Here is an 8,180-nt window from a genome sequence, read left to right as displayed (position 1 = left end):
AAAACACAATCTTATTCTACCTTTTCCTTCTAATTCCGTTTTTCTTAGTTTCACAATTCCACGCTTTAGGAATATTTATGTTAACTTTTAGCATGATTTATCACTGCTCACTGCCCGTTTTACTTAAGATTAAGCAACAAAAAAGACTTCTTTTCAGAAGTCTTATAACTTTAATTTCATAATTTATTAAAATACCAAAAATTATTTGGTATTTTTTTCTTTAACATTTTCAACCTTATAGACCAAATTTCCCTTATCATCAAGATAACTATAAAGGCGTTTTTGCTGCTTATCATCAAAATAGCCCATATCCATCATGGTAACCCCATCTCTTTCGACGAAGCCATGGTGCATTTCCATAATAATTTCATGAGTATCTTTTACATATTGCATTCGCTTACGTGATTTTTCAATGGCTGCACTAAGTGGACAACCTTCATCTAAACAATGTTTAATCAATCGAACCATCACAAAGTTTTCATGATTAAAAACACGTGATGCCATTTTTTCACTGCGAACACTATGAATATAACCTTTTTGTTCCCAGTAACGGAGTTGTCTTGGTGAAACGCCAGTCATTTTACTAACTTCACCAATTCGAAAGATATAATTTTTTTCATTAAAATTCTTTAAAAATTTAGGATCTTTCAAGCCCTGTTTCCTCTTCTCTCATTAGAATTAACTTATTTATTATACTCAGTTACCTTAATTTGGTCGCCATCAACGATCATTTTGGTAATACTTCCATTAGCGGGACGAACGCTCAAATCAAATTGACCAGGTTCTGAAAAACGGTCAACTAGACTCAATAAAGTATTCCCGTGACTAACTAACAACACATTGTCACCGTCTTCTAGATTCGGATTACTCGTAATTAATTTTAGACCTTGGTTAACTCTTTTCCAATATTCTTCAGCATTTTCCGCCAAATGAAATGGATCAGCTTCTTTCATGAAATCCTTAGCATGATCCATATCATATTTAGTAATTATGTCTTTAAAAGTTGGTGCACCATGGGGAGCCCCGGTTGCGTACCAAGCTTCGTCCATATTTAAGCCTTCAAAATGGCCATAAAATTGTTCACGGAAAAATGGCGATACCATTGGTGGACAAACGTTAAAAGCTTTGTTTTGATCATCAATAATTGACATGGTTTTACAAGCACGTGGCATATCACTACAATAGGTAGCTTTAAAATCAATATCAGCCAATCGCTTGCCAGTTTCGACAGCCCCATCAATCCCTTTTTGCGTAAGTGGAGAGTTACTCCAGCCTTGTAATTTATTAAAAATATTAAAGTAAGTTTGTCCATGACGAACAACGTATAAAGTGAATTTTGCCATAATTTCGATTACCTTCTTTTAATTTTAGTATACCACGCAATTATCGTCAGATTAATTCTTATACATTGCTTAGTTTTTTTTACGTTTAAAGTCTGCTATGATGTACAATATGTACTATCTTATTTACTTATTATATGAGGAGTTATAACCGTGAACTTCATAAAAAAAACGCTGGCAAAAATCAATACTCGTGTTGGTTTTTTTGTCCTATTAGTCTTTCTTTTTTGGGCTAAAACAATTTATGCCTATTTCATAGACTTTCATTTAACAACGTCTGATTTCTTACAACAAATCTTATTATTCGTTAATCCAATTGCAACTACTGTGATTTTATTTGGGCTAGCCTTCTATTTAAAGCCTGCCAAACTATTTTATCCAGCAATTATCTTCTTAGATTTTTTAAATACAGTTCTGCTTTATTTAAATGTCATTTATTTTAGAGAATTTACCGATTTCATGACAGTTCCGACCATGACCGGTTATTCCAAAGTTGATCAAGGTTTAAGTGGTGCTTCTTTAGCACTAACCGCACCACATGATATTTTTTACTGGCTTGATATTATCATTATTATTTTATTGATAATTTTCCGAGTAATTAAAATTGACAAACATCAGTTGAGTACCAAATTTGCTTTTGCCATCTTTTCAATCGGTTCCCTATTACTGGTTACTAACATTACGTTGGCAGATATGGATCGTCCTCAACTGCTAACTAGAACGTTTGACCGAAACTACGTGGTTAAATACCTTGGTTTAGACGTCTTTACTACATATAACGGCTTTCAAACGCATAAATCCAACGAACTACGCTCGAATGCCAATAAATCAGAAATATACAAAGTCAAAGACTTTACCGATAAACATTACGCTGCACCTAACGAAGACATGTACGGCTCTTTAAAAGGCAAAAACGTTATTATTATTCATTTAGAAAGTTTCCAACAATTTTTGATTAACAAAAAAATTAACGGGAAAGAAGTTACACCTTTCTTAAATTCAATTTATAACAGTAATCACACCTATGCTTTTGATAATTTCTTCCATCAAGTTGGTCAAGGAAAGACTTCTGATGCGGAAAACATGCTAGAAACTAGTACGTATGGATTACCGCAAGGTTCTTTATTTGCCCGACTCGGAAGTGATAATACTTTCCAAGGTGCTCCTGCCATCTTTGACCAACAAGGATATGCAACTGCTGTATTTCACGGAAACGTTGACAGTTTCTGGAACAGAAATAATACCTACAAAAACTTAGGTTATCAATATTTCTTCGCTGCCAGTTATTATGATACTTCTGGTGACAAAGCCTCTGGTTATGGACTTAAAGATAAGTTATTGTTTAAAGATTCAACCAAATACCTCCAACATTTGCAACAACCTTTCTACGCTAAGTATATTACGGTTACGAACCATTTCCCTTATGATTTAGATGATAAAGATCAAAAAGATGATCCACTTACTCCTCCAGATACTGATGATGATGCCGTTAATAATTATTTCTTAACTGCTCATTATCTTGATCAATCGATTAAAGAATTTTACAAGTATCTTGATAAAACTGGATTAAGTAAGAATTCTGTCGTGGTTTTATATGGTGATCATTATGGACTTTCAAATTCTGAAAATCCTAGTTTAGCACCGCTTTTAGGCGTAAAATCTAATGATTGGAACGACTTTGATAATGCTCAACTCCAACGAGTTCCATTCATGATTAACTCACAATCAGTTACGCACGGACACGTTGACCACACTTATGGTGGAGAAATTGATGTGCTTCCAACCCTAATGCATTTAATGGGAATTAGTTCTAAAAAATACATTCAGTTTGGAACTGATCTCTTCTCAAAACAACACGACCAGGTCGTCGCCTTTAGAAATCGAGATTGGGTATCACCAAAATATACTTGTATTGGTGGAACTATTTATGATTCTAAGACTGGTAAAGTAATTAAACCAAATGCTAAGTTGAAAAAGAAAATTGATGCTATGCAACAGCAAGTTAACACTGAATTAAGTCACTCTGATACACTTAATTCCCAAAACTTACTTCGTTTCTATCACCCCAAAGGTTTCAAAGCTGTTAACCCAGCTGATTACAATTACTCAAATGAACTTAAACGAGAAGAAAAAATTGAAAACCAATTAGGTGATAAATCAACTAGTGTCTTTGATACTGACGGACACAAAGATACGCAAAAAACGTATAAGACTGATGCACCAGAAGCAAACGAACCACGAAGTGATACAAATAAGATTTAAATTACTAACCCTGATTCAAATAATCAATAACAAAAAAATTCCAGATCAATTGATCTGGAATTTTTATTTAACATTTTATTTGTGTAACGCCGTACTATGAATTGGCATCCGTCGATCTGGATAAAGACGTTTCATAATTTCATTAATGGCAACGGGAGCTTCACCAAAACCAGTAACAATCAAAGTATCCTTTCCAGGATAAGTTGCTTGATCACCAATACTAAATACACCTGGTTCAGAAGTTTCCATCTCTGAATTAACTTCTACTAAATGATGATTTAAAGCTGGTTGAATTTGCCAACTTTCTAAATCTTTATTGTTAGAAATAAAGCCATAATTAACGACTAACTTGTCAGCCATAAACGTTGATTCATCATCTGTTTTAAGCTTCTTAGCAGTCACTTGAAGTCTTCCATCAATTTCATCAAGTTGTTTAATCAAATATGGAGTCAAAATTTCAACTGATGATGCTTTTAATTTATCGACCATGTTTTCTAAGCCACGAAATTCATTGCGACGATGTAATAATGAAACATGATTAGCAACTGGTTCTAACATCAAAGCCATATCAACAGCAGAGTCTCCTCCACCAGCAACTATAACATCTTGATTAGCAAACTTTTTAAGGTCTCTAACACTGTAAGTGATGAACTTTTCAGCAACTGCATCAACATTATCTGCTCGTAATTCTCGCGGCTTGAATGATCCATTTCCTGTAGCTAAGATCACAGCTTTAGTTTCATAAGTTGCTTGATCAGTTTCGATTTCAAAATGATCATCTTTACGAATAACATTGGTTACCTTAGTTCCAACGCGTTGTTCTACTTCTGGCATAGTATCTAATTGGGTTTGTAGATTGTTAATCAATTCAGAACCCTTTAGTCCAGCAAATCCAGCCACATCCAGAATCGTTTTCTCTGGATATAAAGCATTAACTTGTCCTCCTAATTCAGAAAGACTTTCAATAATCTGAACTTTAGCATTTCTCATTCCTGCATAAAATCCAGCAAACATTCCTATAGGGCCACCACCAATAATTGTGATATCATATAGTTTGCGCGACATTTATAATCAACTCTAATCTAAAATTTATTTACAAAGGAAATTTTACCATTATGAAATACAAAAAGACACTTATTTTCAGCATTTTTATTTTAATCCTAGCCGTTGGGTTTGGCGGATGGTACTACAACGCTCATAAAGAATCATCGTATGCCGTCAAACAAACTAGAACAGCAACCGTGTTCATTCCTGGACTAGGTGGTAACTTTATCACTTCTGATTACATGGTATCATCCTGGGACAAGGATGGTGTAGCAACTCGTGCTCTCCAAGTTTATGTCAAGAATGACGGTAAAGTGGAAACTACTAAACAATTTGCTAAAGTTGGTAAAAATAATCCAGTTATTCAAGCTAACTTCCAAACTAATAATAAGCCCGCTCAAGAAGCACGTTTAATGCCTAACTTAATGAGATATCTTCACCAAAAATATGGAATCAAACATGTTAATTTGATTGGTCATTCTTCTGGTGGTGAAATCATTTATAACTACCTTACTGATAAAGATGGGTTAAATAAAGTGCCGGCCAAAGATCTTCCACAAGTTGATCACTTTGTTTCAATGGCTAATACTTATCCACTTCACGATAAGAATATCAAAAACTTGCTTAAGAACTTGGAAATCTTAAACTTCTGTGGTGACATTGATCATACTGGAAGTGATGGATTAATTCCAACGCGAGATGTTAAACAATTTGGAACCCTCGTTAAAGGTCACGTGAAGAGTTATAAATTCATGGTCTACCATGGTGATCCACAACAAGCACAACACTCAATGCTTCATGAAAATCCAGCTGTTAACAAAATTATTGCTCAATACATGTACAATTAATTAAAACGAACAAGTTTTGGAATAATATCCTAAATTTGTTCGTTTTTTTAGTATAAAACTATTGAGTTATAGTTAAAAATCCAGTATTATAGAGAAAATAAACTAACAATTACTGGAGGAAAACTCATGAGTGTTAAGAAAATGATTTTAGACGTAGATACTGGTGTTGATGATGCAATGGCCATCACTTACGCCGTTGCTGATCCAGAAGTCGAATTAATTGGAGTTCTTTCTTCATATGGTAATATCGATGCACAAAGAGCTTCTGACAATGCCCTTAAAGTGTTACATTTACTTCATGCAGATAACGTTCCTGTCTTTATCGGAGAAACTGATCCATTAGATCATAAATATCAAAGAATCGCAATCAATGCCCAAATTCATGGAGAAAATGGAATTGGTGATGTTGAATTAACCGAAACTGAAACTAGTGCAGAACCACAAAATGGGGTTGATTTCTTAATTGAATCAGCTAAGAAATATGGGAAAGATTTGACAGTCGTGGCTACTGGTCCAATGACTAACATCGCTGCTGCTATCAAAAAAGACCATGACGCAATGAAAATGGTTGGTAACATCACTATCATGGGTGGTGCTTTGACTGTTCCTGGTAACGTTACACCTGTTGCTGAAGCTAATATCGAACAAGACCCTGTGGCTGCTAATGAAATGTTTACTAGCGACCTTGAAATTACCATGGTTGGATTAGATGTCACCCTTCGGACTTTGCTTACTAAAAAAGAAACTAAGCAATGGCGGGAAACTAATACTGAAGCTGGTGAAAAAATGGCTGATATCGTTGATTTTTACATCGACGTTTACGATGACATTTACCCAGAACTCGGTGGTTGTTCCCTTCATGATCCATTGGCCGTTGGAGTAGCAATCGACCCTAGTTTTGTAGACTATCTTCATATGAACATCATGGTAACAACTGAACACGACGCTTACTACGCTAGAACCATTGGTGATAAGGCTCGTTTAAATGACCCAGAAACAAACGTCAATGTAGCTGTGACCGTTGATAAAGAACGTTACCTTAAAGTGTTTATGGATAACTTCTTGACTTTGTTTAATAAATTGAAATAATAATCTCGGAAGTCTAGGCTAATGCTTAGGCTTTTTTGATACCTACTTTTTTCTTGCAATCATTATAAAACGGTCTTCATTGGTACTGATACTTCCAAACTGATGAATGATTTTTGCCAAGTTTTGTAATTCACACAAATTATTTTCTACACTAAAGTCAGGGAATTCCCATGGAATAACCGATGCATAATAAACAATTGCTCCAACATCAAAAAATTTCATTACTGGTCGATATTAAGCAAAATATATAATTTCAAAGCCTAATTTTTCAAATGTCATAACTGTGTTAAATAACGTATTGTCAGGATAGGCAATTTGATAATTATGGTCTAAATATCTTGATAATGAATAGTTATTGAGAGCTCCAACTTGTTGGGTAATAAATAGCCCATTTTGTTTCAATTTTTGCTTAACTAACTCAGCATCAAAGGCAGCATGACTATTAGTAATCATATCTAAAGAATTATCAGCAACGGGTATATCAGCTTCGTGCTCATTTTCAATGACTCTAACTCCTTCTATTGCTAAGGTTTGCTTTAATAATTTAATGTTTGGTTCCCATGCTTCAGTAACCTGGGTATTTTTAGCCGGATGATTAAATTTCTTTAATAGTTTTCCTCCTCCGGTCCCCATATCTAGTAATTGCATATTTGGTTTCAAATATTTTAAAACTAGCTTTAATTAATTCCAAGGAAGTGGTTCGTTGAACCAACGATTATCTAAATGATCAAAATTCCATCCTTTAATACCTAATTTTTCTTCTAATTTCCACTTATCAATTTCTTTCATCCCGTCGACCCTTTCTTATTTATTCAACATTATCCGTTAATTCTTGTTAAATTACATGCTTTTTTCCTTATAATTGAAATATTGTTAGATTAACTAACTATTGAATATTGAAAAAATACATAAATTTATAAAAAAATAGGACCTGAACTTTTACATTCAGATCCTATTTTTTATTTAGTTAAAGAATTTAACCAACTATTCGTGTATTCCAAATTAGACTTAATCACTTTAATTTGTGGATTGGCTGGGTCAAATTTCTTTGATTTAGAGCTCAACGAATACGATTGTTTTAGCAATGTCTTAGCTTCTTTTTCTTCACTATTAGTAATATTGTGTTTATTTCTAGTCCAGGGAAAAACATCTTTACTAACGTTATGTTTTTCAACGATTTGTCCTTGAAATTGATTAAATTTATACATAAAACTCTCAGAATTAAACTGATAATCGTCAAGATTTATAGCTGTATATTTTTCTCGTTGCGTCTGAATTCGTTCAAGCCTTATTTTTTCAATAGTTTCTCTTCTTTGTTGTAATTTAAAAAGAGATCCAGAAATAACGATAACTAGAATACCTAATACTATATATGAAGTAATTTTAAAATAGTGTTTTTTAATAAATTCAGTTAAATTTTTTTCATTTTTTAAAGCCATGTTTGTGCTCCTCAATTGTTACTTTCATTATAGTTTAATTTTACTATTTATGGTGAAGTAATATTCATTAAAATGCACTTATTAATGACAAATTTTAGGCATGAATTGAAGTCAATATTTGAGACAAATTTTAAGAAACATTCAGAACCGCGTTTACC

General features: G+C 33.5%; 8 protein-coding genes. 3 read left to right on the top strand and 5 right to left on the bottom strand.

The window, feature by feature from the left end:
• Positions 1–201: 201 nt before the first annotated feature.
• Together FD36_RS05825 and FD36_RS05820 are read right to left on the bottom strand one after the other, a co-directional pair.
• The gene (locus FD36_RS05825) at positions 202–651 is read right to left on the bottom strand and encodes a MerR family transcriptional regulator (protein ID WP_056958721.1); all 450 of its coding nucleotides are present in this window, start codon (positions 649–651) and stop codon (positions 202–204) included.
• 32 nt (positions 652–683) lie between these two features.
• Positions 684–1,343 (bottom strand): histidine phosphatase family protein, encoded by a 660-nt coding sequence (locus tag FD36_RS05820; RefSeq protein WP_056958719.1) that lies wholly within the window; start codon positions 1,341–1,343, stop codon positions 684–686.
• A 159-nt stretch (positions 1,344–1,502) separates the two neighbouring features.
• On the opposite strand from FD36_RS05820, the gene FD36_RS05815 reads away from it, so the two are divergent.
• A complete protein-coding gene (locus tag FD36_RS05815) occupies positions 1,503–3,602 on the top strand; it encodes an LTA synthase family protein (RefSeq protein ID WP_056958723.1) in 2,100 nt (699 codons plus the stop codon).
• A 75-nt stretch (positions 3,603–3,677) separates the two neighbouring features.
• On the opposite strand, the gene FD36_RS05810 is transcribed toward FD36_RS05815, so the two are convergent.
• A complete protein-coding gene (locus FD36_RS05810; protein ID WP_056958717.1) occupies positions 3,678–4,667 on the bottom strand; it encodes an NAD(P)/FAD-dependent oxidoreductase in 990 nt (329 codons plus the stop codon).
• A gap of 50 nt (positions 4,668–4,717) precedes the next feature.
• On the opposite strand from FD36_RS05810, the gene FD36_RS05805 reads away from it, so the two are divergent.
• Both FD36_RS05805 and FD36_RS05800 read left to right on the top strand, forming a co-directional pair.
• Positions 4,718–5,494 (top strand): alpha/beta hydrolase, encoded by a 777-nt coding sequence (locus tag FD36_RS05805; RefSeq protein ID WP_056958715.1) that lies wholly within the window; start codon positions 4,718–4,720, stop codon positions 5,492–5,494.
• Between the two features lie 126 nt (positions 5,495–5,620).
• Positions 5,621–6,583, top strand: a complete 963-nt coding sequence (locus FD36_RS05800) for a nucleoside hydrolase (RefSeq protein WP_056958713.1) — start codon at positions 5,621–5,623, stop codon at positions 6,581–6,583.
• Between the two features lie 234 nt (positions 6,584–6,817).
• On the opposite strand, the gene FD36_RS05795 is transcribed toward FD36_RS05800, so the two are convergent.
• Positions 6,818–7,231 carry a methyltransferase domain-containing protein gene (locus FD36_RS05795; RefSeq protein ID WP_225361266.1) on the bottom strand — a complete coding sequence of 138 codons (414 nt, stop codon included), beginning with the start codon at positions 7,229–7,231 and terminating at the stop codon, positions 6,818–6,820.
• Positions 7,232–7,542: 311 nt separating this feature from the next.
• Complete coding sequence (locus FD36_RS05790) at positions 7,543–8,022, bottom strand: hypothetical protein (RefSeq protein ID WP_056958711.1); 480 nt, start codon at positions 8,020–8,022, stop codon at positions 7,543–7,545.
• Positions 8,023–8,180: the final 158 nt, after the last annotated feature.

Origin of the sequence: Fructilactobacillus sanfranciscensis DSM 20451, from assembly GCF_001436035.1 — a bacterium.
GTDB classification, from domain to species: domain Bacteria; phylum Bacillota; class Bacilli; order Lactobacillales; family Lactobacillaceae; genus Fructilactobacillus; species Fructilactobacillus sanfranciscensis.
The sequence above is the reverse complement of the archived record's forward strand: the minus strand, read 5'-3'. Positions and strand labels throughout refer to the sequence as shown.